This window comes from Dokdonia sp. Asnod1-B02 (assembly GCF_045063955.1).
Lineage (GTDB): Bacteria > Bacteroidota > Bacteroidia > Flavobacteriales > Flavobacteriaceae > Dokdonia.
The window spans coordinates 1,479,412-1,498,733 of record NZ_JBEFNW010000002.1; the positions used below are offsets into that span (position 1 = coordinate 1,479,412).

At 36.8% G+C, this 19,322-nt stretch carries 22 protein-coding genes and 1 other RNA gene; 16 read left to right on the top strand and 7 right to left on the bottom strand.

Annotated elements, in window-relative coordinates:
* Positions 1-7: 7 nt before the first annotated feature.
* The 5 genes from ACJJVU_RS06765 to mtaB all read left to right on the top strand — a co-directional run bounded on the left by ACJJVU_RS06765 (position 8) and on the right by mtaB (position 5,228).
* Entirely contained in the window at positions 8-298 is a 291-nt protein-coding gene (locus ACJJVU_RS06765; protein ID WP_298330763.1) for a DUF493 family protein, read from the top strand.
* A gap of 297 nt (positions 299-595) precedes the next feature.
* Positions 596-1,258, top strand: coding sequence for a DUF4290 domain-containing protein (locus ACJJVU_RS06770; protein WP_298330766.1), 663 nt, complete (start codon positions 596-598; stop codon positions 1,256-1,258).
* Positions 1,259-1,277: 19 nt separating this feature from the next.
* Positions 1,278-2,591 carry a UDP-N-acetylglucosamine 1-carboxyvinyltransferase gene (gene murA / locus ACJJVU_RS06775; protein WP_405223612.1) on the top strand — a complete coding sequence of 438 codons (1,314 nt, stop codon included), beginning with the start codon at positions 1,278-1,280 and terminating at the stop codon, positions 2,589-2,591.
* 142 nt (positions 2,592-2,733) lie between these two features.
* Positions 2,734-3,798 carry a glycerophosphodiester phosphodiesterase gene (locus ACJJVU_RS06780; protein ID WP_405223614.1) on the top strand — a complete coding sequence of 355 codons (1,065 nt, stop codon included), beginning with the start codon at positions 2,734-2,736 and terminating at the stop codon, positions 3,796-3,798.
* An 86-nt stretch (positions 3,799-3,884) separates the two neighbouring features.
* Complete coding sequence (mtaB, locus tag ACJJVU_RS06785) at positions 3,885-5,228, top strand: tRNA (N(6)-L-threonylcarbamoyladenosine(37)-C(2))-methylthiotransferase MtaB (protein WP_405223616.1); 1,344 nt, start codon at positions 3,885-3,887, stop codon at positions 5,226-5,228.
* Positions 5,229-5,263: 35 nt separating this feature from the next.
* On the opposite strand, the gene ACJJVU_RS06790 is transcribed toward mtaB, so the two are convergent.
* Positions 5,264-5,854, bottom strand: a complete 591-nt coding sequence (locus tag ACJJVU_RS06790; protein WP_298330777.1) for a GNAT family N-acetyltransferase — start codon at positions 5,852-5,854, stop codon at positions 5,264-5,266.
* Between the two features lie 66 nt (positions 5,855-5,920).
* Entirely contained in the window at positions 5,921-6,454 is a 534-nt protein-coding gene (locus ACJJVU_RS06795; RefSeq protein ID WP_339850249.1) for a hypothetical protein, read from the bottom strand.
* Positions 6,455-6,532: 78 nt separating this feature from the next.
* On the opposite strand from ACJJVU_RS06795, the gene ACJJVU_RS06800 reads away from it, so the two are divergent.
* From ACJJVU_RS06800 to ACJJVU_RS06820, 5 genes are all read left to right on the top strand, one after another.
* A complete protein-coding gene (locus ACJJVU_RS06800) occupies positions 6,533-6,952 on the top strand; it encodes a PaaI family thioesterase (RefSeq protein WP_108876597.1) in 420 nt (139 codons plus the stop codon).
* Complete coding sequence (locus ACJJVU_RS06805) at positions 6,952-8,085, top strand: chorismate-binding protein (protein WP_405223619.1); 1,134 nt, start codon at positions 6,952-6,954, stop codon at positions 8,083-8,085. Before ACJJVU_RS06800 ends, ACJJVU_RS06805 begins: the two co-directional genes overlap by 1 nt.
* A gap of 101 nt (positions 8,086-8,186) precedes the next feature.
* Positions 8,187-9,905, top strand: a complete 1,719-nt coding sequence (gene menD / locus ACJJVU_RS06810; protein WP_405223621.1) for a 2-succinyl-5-enolpyruvyl-6-hydroxy-3-cyclohexene-1-carboxylic-acid synthase — start codon at positions 8,187-8,189, stop codon at positions 9,903-9,905.
* A 79-nt stretch (positions 9,906-9,984) separates the two neighbouring features.
* Positions 9,985-10,326, top strand: coding sequence for a DUF2853 family protein (locus ACJJVU_RS06815; RefSeq protein ID WP_035336332.1), 342 nt, complete (start codon positions 9,985-9,987; stop codon positions 10,324-10,326).
* 196 nt (positions 10,327-10,522) lie between these two features.
* A complete protein-coding gene (locus ACJJVU_RS06820) occupies positions 10,523-11,356 on the top strand; it encodes a S1 RNA-binding domain-containing protein (protein ID WP_298330791.1) in 834 nt (277 codons plus the stop codon).
* Between the two features lie 85 nt (positions 11,357-11,441).
* Here the strand turns inward: ACJJVU_RS06820 and ACJJVU_RS06825 are convergent, their stop codons facing one another.
* Both ACJJVU_RS06825 and ACJJVU_RS06830 read right to left on the bottom strand, forming a co-directional pair.
* A complete protein-coding gene (locus ACJJVU_RS06825; RefSeq protein WP_405223624.1) occupies positions 11,442-11,858 on the bottom strand; it encodes a hypothetical protein in 417 nt (138 codons plus the stop codon).
* 130 nt (positions 11,859-11,988) lie between these two features.
* Positions 11,989-13,125 carry a C1 family peptidase gene (locus tag ACJJVU_RS06830; protein ID WP_405223626.1) on the bottom strand — a complete coding sequence of 379 codons (1,137 nt, stop codon included), beginning with the start codon at positions 13,123-13,125 and terminating at the stop codon, positions 11,989-11,991.
* A 44-nt stretch (positions 13,126-13,169) separates the two neighbouring features.
* Here ACJJVU_RS06830 and ACJJVU_RS06835 point away from each other — a divergent pair, with 44 nt between their 5' ends.
* Complete coding sequence (locus ACJJVU_RS06835) at positions 13,170-14,009, top strand: 1,4-dihydroxy-2-naphthoyl-CoA synthase (RefSeq protein WP_108876591.1); 840 nt, start codon at positions 13,170-13,172, stop codon at positions 14,007-14,009.
* 84 nt (positions 14,010-14,093) lie between these two features.
* On the opposite strand, the gene ACJJVU_RS06840 is transcribed toward ACJJVU_RS06835, so the two are convergent.
* A complete protein-coding gene (locus ACJJVU_RS06840; RefSeq protein ID WP_405223628.1) occupies positions 14,094-15,182 on the bottom strand; it encodes a M42 family metallopeptidase in 1,089 nt (362 codons plus the stop codon).
* Positions 15,183-15,289: 107 nt separating this feature from the next.
* Here ACJJVU_RS06840 and ACJJVU_RS06845 point away from each other — a divergent pair, with 107 nt between their 5' ends.
* Together ACJJVU_RS06845 and ACJJVU_RS06850 are read left to right on the top strand one after the other, a co-directional pair.
* Complete coding sequence (locus ACJJVU_RS06845) at positions 15,290-15,970, top strand: DUF4294 domain-containing protein (protein ID WP_298330807.1); 681 nt, start codon at positions 15,290-15,292, stop codon at positions 15,968-15,970.
* Positions 15,971-16,743: 773 nt separating this feature from the next.
* Positions 16,744-17,253, top strand: a complete 510-nt coding sequence (locus ACJJVU_RS06850) for a DinB family protein (protein WP_405223630.1) — start codon at positions 16,744-16,746, stop codon at positions 17,251-17,253.
* 7 nt (positions 17,254-17,260) lie between these two features.
* Here ACJJVU_RS06850 and ACJJVU_RS06855 read toward each other — a convergent pair whose 3' ends face one another.
* Together ACJJVU_RS06855 and murQ are read right to left on the bottom strand one after the other, a co-directional pair.
* Positions 17,261-17,482, bottom strand: a complete 222-nt coding sequence (locus tag ACJJVU_RS06855; RefSeq protein WP_186439155.1) for a DUF6095 family protein — start codon at positions 17,480-17,482, stop codon at positions 17,261-17,263.
* Positions 17,469-18,287, bottom strand: coding sequence for an N-acetylmuramic acid 6-phosphate etherase (gene murQ, locus ACJJVU_RS06860; protein WP_405223632.1), 819 nt, complete (start codon positions 18,285-18,287; stop codon positions 17,469-17,471). Before murQ ends, ACJJVU_RS06855 begins: the two co-directional genes overlap by 14 nt.
* Before the next feature lie 291 nt (positions 18,288-18,578).
* Between murQ and ACJJVU_RS06865 the strand changes: the two genes are divergently transcribed.
* From ACJJVU_RS06865 to ssrS, 3 genes are all read left to right on the top strand, one after another.
* Complete coding sequence (locus ACJJVU_RS06865) at positions 18,579-18,797, top strand: hypothetical protein (protein WP_405223634.1); 219 nt, start codon at positions 18,579-18,581, stop codon at positions 18,795-18,797.
* A gap of 2 nt (positions 18,798-18,799) precedes the next feature.
* Positions 18,800-19,090 carry a cell division protein ZapA gene (locus ACJJVU_RS06870; RefSeq protein ID WP_013751655.1) on the top strand — a complete coding sequence of 97 codons (291 nt, stop codon included), beginning with the start codon at positions 18,800-18,802 and terminating at the stop codon, positions 19,088-19,090.
* 55 nt (positions 19,091-19,145) lie between these two features.
* Positions 19,146-19,267, top strand: a non-coding RNA gene (gene ssrS / locus ACJJVU_RS06875) — 6S RNA.
* Positions 19,268-19,322 lie beyond the last annotated feature (55 nt).

Genomic DNA, 19,322 nt, shown 5'->3' on the forward strand with positions numbered 1-19,322 from the left:
GATACCCATGAGTTCAGATAAAAATCCAGAAGAATTTTATAAAAAATTAAAGACACAACTAGAAGAAACTTCTAGCTGGCCTGCACCTTATTTGTACAAGTTTATTGTGCCTGCAAATGCAGAGAAAGAAGCGCAAATAGAAGGTCTCTTTGACCACCTAGGAGCTGTAATAAAGAAGAATGTCTCTCGCACAGGCAAGTACACAAGCGTTTCTATTAACGTGCGTCTTGATAATCCTGATGTTGTGATAGAAAAGTACAAGGAAGTAGGTAAGATAGAAGGCGTTATTTCATTGTAAGAGATGCACGCTTTCGCGAAAATGTTATTAATCACCACTATTTTGTAGCATTACTAACTCCGCGTGAGGGATCGCAGTGGTTACCCTACAGGCTCATAAAGCGATAGCGCAAGGAGCCGAAGCGTATAAACGTAGAGCGCGACCCTTGTGGTCACGGCCAAAGCATCCCAAGAACACAATAAGAGGCTTTTTTTATTGTTATGTTATCAATTTACTAAAGACTAGATGCGTTTAGACAAATTTTAGTATTTTGCACATGTCTTTGCTTAAAGGACGACTTCACTTAATTTTTTACAATTGATAGATCAATTAGAGTACAACACGGAGAGAGTTCATCTCATCATTCCCGAGTATGGGCGCCATATACAGAAAATGGTAAATGATGCGACGGCAATGGAAGACGCCGAAGAGCGTAACAAAACAGCTAAAGCTATTATCGCAGTTATGGGGAATTTACAGCCTCACTTGCGTGATGTACCAGATTTTCAACATAAGTTGTGGGATCAGTTATTTATAATGTCTGATTTTAAACTAGATGTTGAGTCACCATATGGAAAACCATCTAGAGAGGAGCTTGCAGAGCGTCCAGAGCCTTTAGAATATCCGCAAAACCATCCTAAATACCGTTTTTACGGTAACAACATCAAACGTATGATTGATGTAGCGGTAAGCTGGGATAAAGGAGATATGCGCGAGGGACTTGCAATGACTATCGCAAACCATATGAAAAAGTGTTTCTTAAACTGGAATAAGGATACTGTAGATGATGAGGTCATCTTTAATCACTTATTTGAGTTGAGTAATGGGGAAATCAATCTAAAAAATAGTGGAGAAGAATTAGGAGATTCTGACAGGCTTATAAGAGCTAACAAGAAAGCTAAAGCCGCAGATAATCCAATCAAGAAAAGAAGTTACTCAAAAAATACAAACAACAATAACAATCGCAAAAAGCGTTATTAAAATATATTTCTAATTAACTATGGCAACATTTCAGATCGAGGGAGGTCACCAACTTAAAGGTGATATCCAACCACAAGGCGCAAAAAACGAAGCATTACAAATATTATGTGCAGTACTACTCACTCCTGAAAAAGTTACCATAAGTAATGTGCCAGACATTATAGATGTAAACAAACTCATCATGATCTTGGAAAATCTAGGTGTAAAGGTGGAGAAAGTCGCAAAAGGTGAGTTCACGTTTCAAGCAGATGAACTTGACCTTGAGTACCTAGAAAGTGAGAAATTTAAAAAAGAGGGAAGTGGTCTAAGAGGATCTATAATGATTGTAGGGCCATTACTAGCTCGTTTTGGTAAAGGATACATTCCTAGACCAGGAGGTGATAAAATAGGTCGTCGTCGTCTTGATACGCATTTTGAAGGTTTTATAAAACTAGGAGCGACTTTCCGTTACAATCGTGAAGAACGTTTTTATGGCGTAGAAGCACCTAACGGACTTACAGGAGCATACATGCTACTAGATGAAGCATCTGTTACAGGTACGGCAAATATCGTGATGGCTGCTGTATTAGCCAGAGGGACTACGACTATATATAACGCAGCCTGTGAGCCATATTTACAACAGCTTTGTAAAATGATGGTGCGCATGGGAGCAAATATCCAAGGGATAGGTTCAAACATGCTTATCATAGAAGGAGTAGAAAAGCTAGGTGGTTGCGAGCATAGAGTATTACCAGACATGATCGAAATAGGATCATGGATAGGTCTTGCTGCAATGACTAAGAGTGAGATTACTATTAAAAATGTAAGCTGGGATGATCTAGGTGTGATACCTAATACCTTTAGAAAACTAGGGATTACTCTAGAACGTAAAGGGGATGATATTTATATCCCTGCACATACAGACGGTTACCAGGTAGAATCATATATTGATGGTTCATTTATGACTATCTCTGATGCACCATGGCCCGGTTTTACGCCAGATCTTTTAAGTATTATTCTTGTAGTGGCAACCCAAGCAAAGGGCGAACTAATGGTTCACCAGAAAATGTTTGAAAGCCGTTTGTTCTTTACAGATAAGCTTATAGATATGGGAGCAAAAGTGATACTTTGTGATCCGCATCGTGCAACTGTGATTGGACATAACTTCCAGTCTACGCTTAAGGCTACCACAATGACATCGCCAGATATACGTGCGGGTATCTCATTGCTTATTGCAGCGTTAAGTGCAAAGGGAACTTCTACTATTCATAATATCGAGCAAATAGACCGCGGATATGAAAATATAGATGAGCGTCTTAGAGCAATAGGAGCAAAAATCACTAGAATAGATTAATCTAATCTCTAGTTATAAAATTTAAAAAAGGCGCAAATGATATTTGCGCCTTTTTTGTGGAATAGATTCTACCTTTGTGTACATGATTAGTTTAAAAAGAATAACGCTTTTATTTTCAGTACTCATCTTATCTTGTAATCACATGGAGCAACCTCAAATTCATAATACGCCTATTGTAATTGCACACAGGGGCGCGCAATTTTTATATCCAGAGCATACGATGGAAGGGTATAAAAAAGCAATCGAACTAGGCGCAGATTTTATAGAGCCAGATCTAGTGATGACAAAGGATGGAGTTCTTGTAGCTAGGCATGAGCCTTTTATTTCTGAAACGACTAATGTATCAGAACTTCCAGAATATGCAGATCGTAAAACCACCAAAATGCTTGATGGTGTGCCTGTGACAGATTGGTTTGTATCTGACTTTACGCTTAGCGAACTCAAAACACTACGAGCAAGGCAGTCTTGGGAGGAGAGAACTCACGAGTATGATGATTTTTTTAAGATTCCTACGTTTGAGGAGATTATCGCTTTCGCGAAAGCGCACAAAACCACATCAGGAAATCCTGTGGGTATTTACCCAGAATTAAAGCATCCTAGTTTTCATGAAAGTCTAGGGCTCGCCATGGAAGATATATTTCTTAATCAGATTACAAAGGCTGGTTATGTAGATAAAACTTCTCCCATTTTTGTGCAATGTTTTGAGGTGAGTACGTTACAGTACATTTCAGCACGTTCAGATGTGCGGCTTATACAACTTATAGGTGCGGCTGGAATCTCTAGTAACGGAGATTTACACTTTACAAAAGAAGACGGAAGCTATGATCCAGAAGGGCAACCTTATGATTTCATACTGAGTAAAGATGCTCGTACATACAGTTACTTCGCAACCGAGGAAGGAATAAAGTTTGTTTCTACCTATGCAGATGGAATAGGTCCTTGGAAACCTTTTGTGATTTCTTATAGCAAGGCGAGCAAAGAAGAGGTTGAGGTGCTAGCCCCTACAGATTTTGTAGCGCTGGCACATAAGCATAAGCTAGAAGTGCATCCTTATACCTTTAGAAAAGAAGATACTTTGTGGAGTAATAATAAGAGTGGAGCAACCGAGTATCAATTGTTTTTTGAGGCAGGCGTAGATGGAGTATTTAGCGACTATACTAAAGATGCCGTTTCTGCTAGAAACAAATTCTTAGCAAGCAAAGATTAGTTGTTATAAGTAGTAATATTTTCTTTACTTCTTTTGTTACCTTTGCAGTCCTCAAAAATTGAGCAATTTTTACAAATCATCACCACATGTCCTCTAAAAAGAAAGTCGCATTTTATACACTAGGTTGTAAACTGAATTTTTCAGAGACTAGTACCATTGCTCGTAGTTTTGGGCAAGAGGGATTTGATAAAGTTGAGTTTTCTGAGCCTGCAGATGTCTACGTGATTAATACATGTAGTGTGACAGAAAATGCAGATAAGCGTTTTAAGTCTATTGTAAAACAAGCTCAAAAAGCAAATCCAGAAGGAGTTACTGTCGCAGTAGGTTGTTATGCACAACTTAAGCCAGAAGAGCTTGCTGCTGTAGATGGTGTAGATCTCGTTCTTGGAGCGACAGAGAAGTTTAATGTCACTAGTTATATTAATGATTTACTAGATAATCCAGATAGATCTAAGGAAGGTGGAGAAGTACACGCTTGTGAGATTCAAGATGCAGATTTCTACGTAAGTTCTTATTCTATAGGGGATCGAACTCGTGCCTTTTTAAAAGTGCAAGATGGCTGTGATTATAAATGTACCTATTGTACGATACCACTTGCTAGAGGTATTTCTAGAAGTGATACATTACAAAATGTACTTGATAACGCTTCCAAAATTGCTGCACAAGACATAAAAGAGATTGTACTTACTGGAGTTAATATAGGAGACTACGGTAAAGGTGAGTTTGGAAACAAGAAGCACGAACATACTTTTTTAGAACTCGTACAAGAGCTTGATAAAGTAGAAGGAATAGAACGTTTAAGAATATCTTCTATTGAGCCTAATCTACTTAAAAATGAAACGATTGATGTGGTGTCTAAGTCACGTACATTTGTACCTCATTTTCATATCCCATTACAGAGTGGAAGCAATAAGATTCTTGGGTTGATGCGTCGCCGTTATCAACGGGAGTTATATGTAGACCGTGTTGCCAAAATAAAGGAAGTAATGCCTCACGCTTGTATAGGTGTAGATGTGATTGTAGGTTTTCCAGGAGAAACAGATGAGGATTTTCTAGAAACTTATAACTTCCTTACCGGATTAGACATCTCTTACCTTCATGTCTTTACATATTCAGAACGTGATAATACTCCTGCCGCTACGATGGAAGGGGAAGTGCCTAAAAAGGTAAGAAGTAAACGTAGTAAAATGCTACGAGGACTTTCAGCCAAAATGCGTAGAGCATTCTATGAGTCTCAATTAAACAGCACGCGTACAGTGCTTTTTGAAAGTGAGAATAAGGAAGGTTACATTCACGGGTTTACAGAAAATTACGTAAAAGTAAAATCTCCTTGGAATCCAGAACTTGTAAATACATTGCACGAGGTGGAGCTTACCTCCATAGACGATGATGGGATGGTAAGATTTGAATTTGCAAACGTTGAGGTGTAGGTGATCGCTTTCGCGAAAGCGTACTGTTAAATAATCTACTCTTCTTTACTATCCAGTATATCAATAAATCGCGTGTTCTTGATTTCTTCCCATTCTTCTTTGAGAATTGAATAACAACAAGAATTACGACGTCTACCGTTTTTTGTAATAATATCCTTGCGCATGATACCTTCTAAGGTAGCGCCTAGTTTTTCTACTGCTTTTCTTGAGCGAATATTGCGCTCGTCAATACGAAATTCTACACGTTCATAACGAAGTTTTTCAAAAGCATAACGTAGCATGAGAAACTTGACATGTAAGTTAAGACCGCTTCCGCGAAAATCTTCTCCAAGCCACGTCCATCCTATATGGACAATTTTATTGACGTCATCTATATTTCCATAACGTGTGGAGCCAGCAAATTTGCAAAGTTTTTTGTCAAAAATAATAAAAGGTAATGCTGTACCCAGCTCACGTCTTTGGATTGCATCTTTAATATAGGCCGTAAGTTTAGGCCCAGTAGATATATCCGAACCGCCATAAGCGTTAAGGTCTACTTCTTGCGATAGTGGAAGAAGATCACTGTAATGATAATTCTCTAAGGCAAGTAATTTTGCTCTTTCGTTTTCTAATGTCTTTACTTTCATATCAAAAAAAATGTGTCGTATTTAAAAATACGACACATTTTGTAAGAAGCGATATGTTATGAGTTATTATACTCCTAAAATCTCTGCATCTACTTTAAATTTAGTGTAGATCTCTATTTCATGATCAGACTCGATGGTTTGATCTGTTGTTGTTTCTGTGCGCAATCTGTAAGAATCTTTCTTGATATACTCTTCAAGCTCTACATTTTCTATATCTAGCGTAAGTGAGCGAGCTCCATTTTCTGGAATGCCCACTTTTGAAGCGATGAGTTGCTCTGGAAGACCATCTGCAGTGATGTAAATAAAAATATCATTTAAGAAATCAAAATCACCAGAAGCAGGTGTTTGAAGATCAAGTCTCAAGGTGGTTAACTTTACGCTTTCTACAAGATTAGAATTTGTGTTATTGTTCTCAAATTCTGACTCTGAGTTTGTTGTGGTCTCGGGAGTGACAATATCAAACGGCGTACCTAGAAGTGTAGTGGCTTGTATGGTGAAATTTGTAGTATAGTCTATGTCAAACTTAGTGAGCTCGTCAATTTTATCACAAGAGATAAATGTTAGTATAAGTAATGTGATAGCTAGTGTCTTTTTAATCATAATAGAGGGTTTTGTGTTCAATATTAACGAAATTTGATATGCGAAAGTATCTATAATTTGTTCGCTTTAAAGATTTGTATGAAAAATAACAAAGAAGAAGTACTGGCACGTCTAGCAGAGAGTTGTAAAAACACTTTAATGGAAACCTTAGATATTACTTATATAGATTTTGGAGAGGATTTTCTTGTAGCACAAATGCCTGTAACTCCAAAAGTACATCAGCCTGATGGAGTATTACATGGTGGAGCTATGGTTGCTCTTGCAGAGAGTGTAGGTAGCGCGGCTAGTTTTATGTTTCTCAACCAGGAGCATACTATAAGGGGTATAGAAATCTCGGCAAATCATGTAAAGAGTAAACGCGATGGGATGGTTTATGCAAAAGCTACATTTATACATAAAGGTAGAACCACCCAGCTTTGGAACATCGATGTGGTAGATGAAAACGATGCTCTTATTTCAAAATGTAAATTGACTACAATCGCTTTGCCTAGGAAGTAATGAATAGCACAGACTTTTTTGAACATATCGAAGAGCATTTTGAAAGTACATTACCATTTGTAGTGTACAGAAAACCTAATGAAGAAAAGATTCATGCGCTTTTACAAGATGATGAAACTCTTCATGAAGTACATGAATTCTCAGAAAGCGGCTTTGTGTTTGCTCCTTTTGATGCATCAACATCAGAGACTGTCTTAATTCCTGCCGAAGAGTCTTTTGTAATGGAGCTCGATTCCTTTGAAAATGAGATGTTATTAGAAGCAGAAACAATCTTAGTTAACCATACAAAGGAGGATCGTGAGGTTCATATTAAACTAGTAAATAGAGGAATTGAAGCCATAGCAGATACGGCTATGAAGAAAGTTGTGCTTTCGCGAAAGCAAAACATACCACATAATTATGAGTCTCCTGTTGAGATTTTCAAGCGATTACTTGGAACTTATAAGACCGCGTTTGTGTATTGCTGGTATCACCCTAATGTAGGTCTATGGCTAGGAGCTACGCCGGAAACATTATTATCTATAAATAATAGACGTTTGCATACAATGTCGCTAGCTGGAACTCAGAAAAAAAGCGCTAGTTCTGATGTGGTCTGGGGAGAAAAAGAACAAGAGGAACAACAATTTGTGACAGATTCTATTGTCGAAAATCTATCGACGCTTGTAAATGATCTTCAAGTTTCTGATGTTACGACCCAGCAAGCGGGAACTTTGCTGCACCTCAAGACCGATATTTCTGCAACCATTAATGAAAATGAAACAAGCATAGCTGCTGTAATAAATGCTCTACATCCCACACCAGCCGTTTGCGGACTACCAAAAAATGAAGCAAAAGAATTTATCCTTAATCATGAAGGTTATGCTCGTTCTTATTACACAGGTTTCTTAGGAGAGCTTAATTACATAACAGAAAAAAAGAGAGCAAGTACACGTAGGAATGTTGAGAATCTTGCCTATAGCGCCATAAAAAAGCATACGCACTTATTTGTAAACCTACGATGTATGGAAGTAGATGCTAGTGGAGCACAGTTATATGTAGGTGGCGGAGTAACAGCATCAAGTGACGCAGTAGCTGAGTGGGAGGAAACGGTAAATAAATTGCAAACTGTAGCAAAAGTACTGCGTACTACGTAATATGAAGTGTGCTGTTTGAGAAACTAAGTATCTCAAATTTTCTATAATTCCTGATTATAGATGCTCAATTCTAAATGGTAGAAATCGTATTTTTGTTACTAATGATTCACTCTAAAATTCCTGTAGCACAATCTATCGTTCACCTTTGCTTAAGTAAAGGAATTGATACGGTTATTATATCTCCAGGATCCCGTAACGCACCGCTCACCATTGAGTTTACAAAAAATCCAAACATTAAAGCATACAGCATTGTAGATGAGCGCTGTGCAGCTTTTGTAGCTTTAGGAATAGCACAACAATCTAGAAAGCCTGTGGCTATTTTATGTACTTCTGGGAGTGCTTTACTCAATTACTATCCAGCAATCTCCGAAGCTTTTTATAGTGATATCCCGCTCATTGCCATAAGTGCAGATAGACCTATTGAACGTATAGATATAGGAGATGGACAAACGATAAGACAAAAGAACGTTTTTGAAAATCACATTTTATATTCGGCAAACTTATACTCCGAATTAGTGCCTGTAAATGAGGTTACGGATACTAAGGTTGCTCAGAAAATAAAGGAAAGCCAGCGACATAATGATCAAGAGATTAATAAAGCGCTTAATATAGCGATTGAGCAATCTGGTCCAGTACACATCAATGTCCCTTTTTACGAGCCGCTGTATGAAATGACAGATGTGGCGATAGCAAAACCTATAGAAGTAGCACCTCATAAAATTATTGGTCAGCTATCTTTAGATGAGTTACAGCCATATATGGATAGCTGGAATAATGCAACACGAAAGCTTGTGATTATTGGAGTACAAGGGCCTAATGTGATGGAACAATCATTACTTGATATGTTAGGTAATGATTCTAGTGTTATTGTTTTTACAGAGACTACTTCAAATGTTTCTCATCCTAATTTCTTCACGCGCATAGATAATATTATAGGTAGTCTAGATGATGACGGTTTCAAAGCATTGCAGCCAGATATTCTATTAACCTTCGGAGGAATGGTAGTTTCAAAAAAGGTAAAAGCTTTTCTTAGAAATTACCAGCCACAACAGCACTGGCATGTTGATGCAAAGAAAGCTTATGACACTTATTTCTGTCTTAATAAACATTTTGAAACTTCGGCTTCCCACTTTTTAGAAAACTTACGAGAGCACACTTCGTACGCTAAGAGTGCTTACCAACAGGAATGGCTTACTATACGAGAAAAACGTGATGTACTACATACAGAGTATATCAACCAAATGGAATGGTGCGACTTTAAAGCATTTGACCATATTCTCAGTGAGATTCCAGATCACTCAATGCTACAACTAGGTAATAGTAGTACTGTGAGATATGCCCAGCTATTTGATATTAATAAAACGCTTGAGGTTTATTGTAATAGAGGAACTAGTGGTATAGATGGAAGCACGAGTACTGCAATAGGTGCTGCTATGGTAAGTACAAAGCCTACTACATTCATCACGGGAGAGCTAAGTTTCTTTTACGATAGCAATGCGCTGTGGAATAAAAATATCCCAAGAGATTTTAAAATTATTGTTATTAATAATAGTGGAGGAGGTATTTTCCGCATCTTGCCTAACAAGGATAAGAATACAGATAACTTTGATGAATTCTTTGAGACAACCCACGAGCTTTCGGCAGAGAAGTTATGTGAGATGTATAATTTCAAATACTTGAAAGCAGATAGTGAGGAGAGTTGCGCTTTCGCGAAAGCGCAGTTATATGCATCAAATGATAAACCTACCTTGCTTGAAATCTTCACACCGCGCAAAATCAACGATAAAGTGTTACTTGATTACTTTAACTTTATCAAGTGATCTTTTTTAAGGATAGTTTAACTTTTTGTTTATCTTTAAGATGTAATAAAGAATTAACTAAACTAGTAACAATACAATTATGAGCAAAAGAGAAGAACTCATCGCCAAGTATGCAGATGATTTAAAAAACAAATGTGGAGTAACTCCAGATATGGATTTCCTTACTAAAGTGACAATAGGTTGTGGACCGTCTATTTACAATAAAGACTCATCTACAGTTTCTGGAGGTTCTGCTACAGAAATCGCTACTGTAAAGAATAACTTCTTAATAAAAAAACTAGGTCTTGCAGATAGCGCAGACTTAGATAAGGCTATCGATAGTGTTCTTGAAACATACGGAAAGTCTAATCGTAATAAATACCGTGCAGTAGTATACTATATGCTAGCAAAGCACTTTAAGAAAGAGTCTGTTTACAAATAGACTACTCTTACAATATCTAAAAACGCCTTGACTTACCGTCAAGGCGTTTTTTTTGTTTTGAGCCAACTATTAAATTGTTCAATCTGTTTGTGACATTGTGCTTAAAGCTTTGTTGTTTTCTACCCTATGGATTAAGTCTATAGTAGATGGTTGTTTGTAATTTAAGTAATCGTATTTTTGCACTTTAATTAAGATTATGTTAGATATAGGAAAGTACCATATAATGAGAATAGATAGAGAGACAGAGCCTGGGCTTTTTCTTTCTAATGAAGCAGGAGATGACGTCTTGTTACCTAATAAATATGTTCCAGAAGAGTATAAAATATGGGATGAACTTAACGTGTATGTTTATCTTGATCATGAAGAAAGACCGGTAGCGACAACTCTTAAGCCGTTTATAGAGCTCAATAATTTTGGTTATTTACGTTGTACGGCGGTAAATGAAGTAGGAGCATTTTTAGACTGGGGACTTGAAAAAGAACTTTTTGTTCCTTTTGCTCAGCAAGCTAGACCTATGAAAGTAGGTAGCTGGTACATTGTTTACATGTATCTAGACGCAAAAACAAACCGTCTTGCTGCTACAAGTAAAACCATGAAGTATTTATCTAACGATAACGTTGAGGTAAAGAAATTTGATAAAGTAGAGGTGATTATATCTCACATTACAGAGCGCGGTGCAAACGCAATTGTAGATGGTAAGCATAAAGGACTTATATACAAGGAAGATATTTTTGAAGATATAAGAACTGGTGATAAGCTTGAAGCATGGGTAAAGAAAATACGCCCAGATGGCAAAATAGATTTGATTCTTCAAGAAGAAGGATATAAAAGTATAGAGCCTAATGCTCAGTATATCTTTGACGAACTTCAGGCAAATGATGGATTCATGCCTTTGCATGATAAATCTGATCCAGTAGATATACAGAACCAATTAGGTTTAAGTAAAAAGAGTTTTAAAAAGGCAATAGGAACTTTATACAGAGATCGTAAAATCCTAATAAAGGAGGATGGAATACATCTTATAGATTAAGTTTCCTTAAATAAGTAACAAAAACAGCAGGCAGCTCTATGAGCTGCCTGCTGTTTTTTATATATGGATGTTTTTAAATAGTCGGTTAGCAAGAAGTGATAATGTCATCACTAGTTACCCATGCAAGTGCATTAGGAAGATTGTCAAATATTTCTGGCTTAAAGGGGTAGAAGTTACTCTCAAAAATGGAAGACTTTTTACTAGTCTCATTATAACTTACAATGGCGACTTTAGCATTAGGTATATTAAAAGGCTCAGTATTCATAAGCGCTGTGGGAACAACGGCGTATGCATTAAGTCTATTAGATATATATCCAAATGTGTCTAAATGTTCAAAGTGATCTTTAATAAGTGATGCTAGATATTGATAATTTAGAGCATCAAGTAATACACCTTCTTTAAACTCTGTTACGAGATAATTTTCAAACATAGTAACAGATCCGATATCTAGATGATATATAGTTTCAATATCTTCTAGAGACTTTAATTCACTTATACTCATTGACTTTGGTGGTTGTAATTAATATCTTAAAGATAATTTGAATAATAACCCTCGTGATTCTAGGTAGCTCGTATTCTATAAATTAGCCGCAAAACCCCATTAGTCGGTAAAAATGGTTGCTTTGCCGATTTTAAAAACCAATTTTTCTTGAAGTTTGTTTTAAAAGTCCTTCCTTATGAAGAAGTACAGAAATGGCTTTTAATCTCATATATGCAACGCTCATATATACATAACCATCATAAGTAGTCTTTGCGGGATCTGTTCCCCATGAGTTTTTTACTTTATAGTAAACAGTCCCATTTTGATCTGTAGCTTTCCCTGTGATATGCATTAAGTGGTCATCTGTCGTATTGTAGTTTTCAAATTCCTCTTGTCTATATTGCTGTGAGATCATTTTTTCTGGCTCTGGACCTAATACGGCAACTCTCTTATTCTCATCACGAGAAGGAATCACGGCTACACCCTGCTTTGAAGAAAATGTAAGTTCGCTCACGTCACAGTCAAGTGTAACTGTAAAGCCATTGTCTAGTGCGTGATCTATATTACTTATAAATTCATCTAGCGGGAGATTGTACATTGATCCATTTGAAAAGTTATCAGGAATATTAAGTACAAAAGAGTTGTAAAATGGTTGGTGTGTAAAAGAAGTGAGCGTCACATAGTTTTTAGGGTTTACTTTCATTTCCCTAGCAAACTCTTTAGGTGAATATGTTTTTCCATTGTAATCAAATGTTGATAGATTTTCTCCTAGATATACATCCAGAACTTTACTAACGGCATCTTTCCATTTTTTGCTTAAGCTACGTCCAGGATTATCAATGTAGGTGTCCAGCATAGCATGCAGTACTGCTACCATTTCGGCATGATTGTGTGATTCTTCTGCATCAGCAAGTCCAGTATAAGCAGTAGCAGGAACTAGTCCATAATTTGTCACGCTATGTAAGACATCATGAGCCAGACCACCCTCAGAAAACTGTGCGCTACCTTGTCTCATTATATAGTTATCTGCTTTTTCTGGATATATATTCCTTACCGTGTACATTTCAGATAAATCAACATTGTTTCCTGTAAGTCTAAGTATTTCACTTTCTAAAAAGGAAGACGTACTAAAGCTCCAGCAGGTTCCGGTGACACCTTGACTTATGACAGCTGTGGCTTGTAAATCAATAGTATCTGTAAAAATATAGGGAGCGGTGGTGACTTCTTGTGCGTAGTACGCTTTCGCGAAAGCAAAAACAACCATCACACTTAGTACTACTTTTTTCATCGGTCTAGGAATAAAGAATTATTTTTACGCTAAAATAGCATTTTATGGATAAGCCAAACTGGCAAACAGCCAAAGAATACAAAGACATTACTTATAAAAAGAGTAATGGTGTAGCGAGAATAGCATTTAATAGGCCAGATGTGCGCAACGCATTTAGACCTAATACTACAAAGGAATTATATGATGCCTTTTATGATGCAAATGAAGATACATCTATAGGTGTAGTACTTCTATCTGCCGAAGGGCCATCATCTAAGGATGGTGTATATAGTTTTTGCTCAGGTGGTGATCAAAAAGCACGTGGTAAAGAAGGATATGTAGGAGAAGATGGATATCATAGACTTAATATATTAGAAGTACAACGTCTTATTCGTTTTATGCCTAAAGCCGTAATCGCAGTTGTTCCTGGATGGGCAGTAGGAGGAGGGCACAGTTTACATGTAGTTTGTGACTTAACACTTGCAAGTAAGGAACACGCAATTTTTAAGCAGACAGATGCAGATGTAACTTCTTTTGACGGTGGTTATGGAAGTGCTTACCTAGCAAAAATGGTTGGACAAAAGAAAGCAAGAGAGATTTTCTTCTTAGGTAGAAACTATTCTGCGCAGGAAGCTTATGAGATGGGAATGGTAAATGCCGTAATACCACATGCAGAGCTAGAAGATACTGCATACGAGTGGGCGCAAGAGATTCTTGCAAAATCACCTATCTCTATAAAGATGCTCAAGTTTGCTATGAACCTTACAGATGATGGTATGGTGGGGCAACAAGTATTTGCTGGAGAAGCGACACGCCTTGCGTATATGACAGACGAAGCGGTAGAAGGTAGAAATGCCTTTCTAGAAAAAAGAGCACCTAATTTTGAGAAGAAGTGGATTCCATAGAGGAAGCTTTAATGTTTTAAAAGTAAAAACCCGTTCAATGATATTGAACGGGTTTTTTTATTTCAATTTTTTCGCGAAAGCGGATTATTCAAAATAAGAGAACGTCTCACCATCTTCTATAGTAAGTAGCGTTTCATATATAAGTTTAATCACATTTTCTACATCTTCACGGTGTACCATCTCTACAGTAGTGTGCATATATCTTAATGGTAGTGATATAAGGGCAGAGGCTACGCCGCTACCGCTATAAGCAAATGCATCTGTATCTGTACCCGTAGCACGAGAAAGTGCAGCTCTCTGGAAAGGAAGTTTATTCTTTTCGGCAGTTTCTGTAATACGATCACGTAGCTTTTGTTGTACCGCAGGAGCATAAGCAATCACGGGTCCTTTACCTAGTTCCACATGTCCTTGCTTTTTCATCTCTATCATAGGTGTTGTGGTGTCATGAGTTACATCTGTAACGATTGCCACATTAGGCTTAATACGCTCTGCAATCATTTGTGCACCACGTAAACCTATTTCCTCTTGAACCGAGTTTGTAATATAAAGACCAAAAGGTAGGGTCTTCTTATTTTCATGAAGCAGTCTAGCAACTTCTGCAATCATAAAGCCACCTGCACGATTATCTATCGCACGGCACACGAACTTATCTCCGTTTAAAACATGGAACGTATCTGGGTAGGTGATTACACAGCCCACAAATATGCCCATTTTTTCAACTTCTTCTTTATCTGCTGCACCTACATCTATAAAAATGTTATCAGGTTTTGGAGCTTCTTCTTTAGACTTATCGCGAGTGTGAATTGCTGGCCAGCCAAAAACTCCTTTTACAATGCCATCCTTAGTGTGCACATTTACAATCTTAGAAGGAGCAATCTGGTGATCACTACCGCCATTACGTATTACATATATAAGACCGTTATCTGCTATATAATTTACATACCAAGATATTTCGTCTGCGTGACCTTCTATTACTACTTTATATTTTGCGTTTGGATTAATTACTGCAACTGCAGTTCCATAGGTATCTGTGATAAATTCATCTACATAAGGGGTAAGATAATCCATCCACAATTTTTGACCGTCCCACTCATAACCAGTAGGAGCGGCGTTGTTGAGGTAACGTTCGAGAAAGTCTAGAGACTTTTTATTTAAAATGCTTTTTGAAGCCATAGAATAATATTTTCTTTAAAAGTAAGAATATTAACCAAGAGTTTATAACGTTATAGAGGTCTAATACCTAATTTTGGAACGATTTTAGCTTAAAGCGAAATAAAAAGATGCGCATACATAATCTCCTATATATAATAGTATTCATAGCAGGGTTTGCTTGGGGCCAAGAAACTCCTGTAGATTCTACAGAAGTAGCAATTGAATATTACATCATTCAGGGAGACACCATCCCGAGGAGCGCTATAGATCTTAATGAGGTTATCGTTTTTAAAAGATTAAAATTTGATAACAAAGAAGACCGCAGACGCTACTTAATATTACGCCGAAAAACCAGAAAGGTTTTTCCATACGCAAAACTTGCTGCAGATAGGCTTGTGGAATTAAATAGTAGATTAGATTCTATAGAAGGCAAACGCGCTAGAAAGAAGTACACAAAAATCATTCATAAATATCTAGAAGGGGAATTTTCGGCAGAGCTTAAGAAACTCACACGCACCGAAGGGCAAATACTTATTAAGCTCATACACCGTCAAACAGGCGAGACAGCTTTCGAATTGATAAAGAGGTTGCGCAGTGGTTGGAGAGCATTCTGGTATAATACTACCGCCAGTGCTTTTGACATATCACTTAAAAGAGAGTTTGATCCAGTAAACGAGGAAGAAGATTTCCTTATAGAAGATATACTGCAACGCTCTTTTCAATCAGGAATTCTAGAAACACAGCCTAGCGCTTTAGACTTTGAGTTTTTAGAATTATCAGATAAGTGGAAGGAGAAAGGAGTAGAGTAATAGCATACCTATTATATGGTATAATTACTCTGTATCGCTTTCGCGAAAATATCTAGGGTGGTTTTTGCAGCTATTTGATGGTTGCTGAGGTAGGAATTGCTAGTTTCTCTGACTTTATGGAGTATAAAACAGGGTTCTTTTATGGTTGTTGAGGTGTCAATGAAATTATTTTAAAAGCTACTTCTTGTATTTACAGTGAGTTGCATATTTCCTTAAAATTTTCTTAAGAATATTCTTGTCAGATTAGAACTTCGGTGTATCTTTGCCACCCGCTTAACAGCAAGCGGTTGTTCTTTTAAATGTCTTCAAAAAGTTTGTTTTTATTTCTTCAAATTATTTTTACAGAGAAGTTAAGCCCGTCAGCGCCGATGGTACTGCACTCGTGGGAGAGTAGGTCGCCGCCTTTTTAAGGCTCCAATACAATTATTGTATTGGAGCTTTTTTTATGCCATAAAATCAAGGAAATGTAAGCGCATAACTCGCTAATCATTAGTTGAATAGGTTCGTGAGCTCAATTGTTAAATGGCTAAAAATAAAATTGCTTAATTGAAAGTTCTTGCACGTTCTAGCGACTTTTACTCTATAATCTTAGACTACGAGGAAAAGGTAGAGTTTCTATTTTTAGAGTTTATCTAATTGTGAATTACAAAGTCTTTAAATGAAATTTTATGACCTCTTGTAATTCTCTTTTCTTATATTCAGATTCATTTTATACAAAATAGTATTATTGTGTAAATAGATTTAAATCAGTAAAATATTATAATAAAGAATGTATGCGGAGAGAAATCGTTAGTGTTATCAATAAAAATTTAGGAAATGCCATTACTCTAATAGATACTATATCAGAAGATACTTATATTGATAATACTGTTGGTCCCTATTATAGTAGTATAGGTTCCCATGTTAGGCACGCATTAGACTTTTTTGACTGTGTTATCAATGGTATACAATCTAACAACATTGACCTTACCGCGCGTAAGAGGGATGAAGTGATTTCAACAAATCCAGAGGCTGCAAAGAATAAGATATATGAAATCCAACAGCAATTAGTATCATTTATAGGAGTGAATACAGACTACTTATTGCATGTTACAGACAACCTAGGGGCCGGTAAAGAAACAATCATGTACACACTTGAGAGTGTACTTGCTCAAGCTAATACGCATGCAACACATCACTATGCAATTATAAGTTATATGTTGCAAACTCTTGGAGTAGAAACTGTAATCGAAGGTTTTGGATATAATCCATCTACACCAGTTCCAAAAAGAGAGGGTATTTAAAATCTATTTAATCATTAAATAATGCTTTCATAAGCATTCTTATTCCTTTGAATCCAAAATAAATAGCAGCAATAAATAATATAATTCCTATGCCCAGAATAGGGATAAACATAGGATGATCCTGATTTTTAAAGGAAGAGTTAAGAATTATAGGTGCTGTTACTAATAATAAAAGAGTTCCTCCCATAAGCTTAACACCTTTGGCTAGCTTTTCTTTATTTGTGTGCATGATATTCATGTATTGCTTTACGTACACTGCCGTAGGTTAATAACAAAGTGTTTGCTTCTTTTTCTGGTATATTAAGTGAGGTCATAATCATATTAGTTCCTCGTTTTACTAGCTTCTCATTACTGAGTTGCATATCTACCATTTTATTTCCCTTAATATGTCCTAGCTTAATCATTGTAGCTGTAGATATCATATTGAGAATTAGCTTTTGAGCTGTTCCTGCTTTCATACGTGAGCTTCCTGTAACAAACTCTGGACCCACAACTGGAACTATTGGATATACAGCCGTTAATGCAAGTGGGCTTCCTTCATTACAAGTAATACATCCGGTAATGATATTTTTTTCGTTACATTTCTTTAGCGCACTAATAACGTACGGCGTTGTTCCTGATGCAGCAATACCAATTACGACGTCTTTTTCTGAAACATTATGGGAGCTAAGATCTTCCCAACCTTGATTTTTACTATCCTCTGCAAATTCTACCGCGTTCCTTATTGCCTCATCACCACCTGCAATTATTCCAATAACCGTTTCAGGTGATACACCAAAAGTAGGAGGGCACTCGCTTGCATCTACAACACCTAAGCGACCGCTAGTTCCGGCTCCCATGTAAAATAGTCTTCCGCCTTTTTCTAATTTTGATACAATCACGTCCACTAATTTTTCAATATGTGGGATTACCTTCTCAACTGCATTTGGAACTGTTTTGTCCTCTTTATTAATATTTGAGAGCAGCTCTGTGGTAGTCATCTTTTCAAGATGATCGTAGTGAGAATCTTGTTCTGTTGTTCTTGTAAATGTCACTGTATGTGGTTTTGGGTTATGTAAAGGTACAGTGTTTCTTTTTATTTGGTGTTCATGGGTAATTAATTGTGTTATTACCCTATTGGATAGAAGATTAAGTATGCTTGATTCATGTTTTCGCGTAAGCATATTTTATATCTAATAAAATTTAACTCGTATCCATTGTATGAGTATCTTTCAAATGTTAACTTTGTGTAACGTAGTAAATGCAGACATGTTATGAGTAGTCTTTCTAAAGTTGTGGATTCTCTTGAGTATAGAGTCGCTACTTTGTTGAAAAAATACGAAGATGTGAAGCAAAAGCGGATAGCGCTGGAAACAGAACTTACCGCAATGCAACAAGAAAACAAACAACTGAGAGACGCCATTGTGGCGAGTGAACAGAAGGTGAAGACTCTTAAAACGGCAAATGCATTACTAGGCAGTAACGATTACAAAAGGGAAACCAAATTGAAGATAAACGCATTAGTACGTGAGATTGATACATGTATTGCGTCACTGGCTGAATAATTATGGCAGACAAACTTAAAATTAAATTGTCTATTGCAGATCGCGTATACCCGCTTACTATTGATCCAGCTCAAGAGGAAGGATTACGTAAAGCAACTAAAGAGATCGAGGCAATGGTAAAGCAATTTGAGCAGAGTTATGCCGTTAGAGATAAGCAAGATGTACTAGCAATGTGTGCATTGCAATTTGCTTCAAAGGTTACCCAAAAAACTATAAATGAAGACTCTCTTAGTGATGAGACAGCAGCTAGATTACAAAAACTAGCGGCACTCCTCGATGAGAGCTTAACATAGACGTTCTTTACATACAACAGCATATTACTGCCTGCATTGGATATTTTTTTGATAAACTCAACAGTTATTTTTTATAAAGAGTGACTCTAAGTTGTAAAAGCATGCCGTTACTAGACTTGTCTAGGTAGACGGAACCTTGATCAGCTTTCTAGCTCTAATCCTTACTATTAGGAGTTTATACAAAATGCACTTCTAATGCAGGCTTTTTTATATCTCATCGTGAGATGTTAAG